Raw genomic sequence first — 351 nt, forward strand, 5'->3', positions numbered from 1 at the left:
CGCCGTGTCCACCGTCACCGCAGGCCCCTCCAGGCCGAACGTGTACGAGATCCGCCCCGACATCACCGACGAAGCCGTACCCGTCAGCAGATGGCCTTCCAGGCCCTCCCCGCTCTCCGCCGCCCCGGTGCCGTACCCCAGGAACGAGGCGCCGACTAACACGCCCACCGGCTCGCCGCGCAGGCCCAGCGGATCGGCAGCCGCCGCCTCCAGCGTCTCCCACGACGGCGGCGGACTCTACGGCCGGGGGCTCCTCCACCTTCACGTGCGCGTTCGTACCGCTGACGCCGAAAGCCGACACACCCGCCCGACGAGGCCGTTCCCCGGAGCTCCAGGGCCGCGACTCCGTCA

The 351-nt window shown here is 72.9% G+C and carries 1 protein-coding gene; it reads right to left on the reverse strand.

The window, feature by feature from the left end; genetic code table 11:
- A partial coding sequence (locus tag PUR56_RS00055) for a beta-ketoacyl synthase N-terminal-like domain-containing protein (RefSeq protein ID WP_443034408.1) occupies positions 1–168 on the reverse strand: 168 nt, incomplete at its 3' end.
- Positions 169–351 lie beyond the last annotated feature (183 nt).

This window comes from Streptomyces sp. BE303 (genome assembly GCF_036290945.1).
Lineage (GTDB): Bacteria > Actinomycetota > Actinomycetes > Streptomycetales > Streptomycetaceae > Kitasatospora.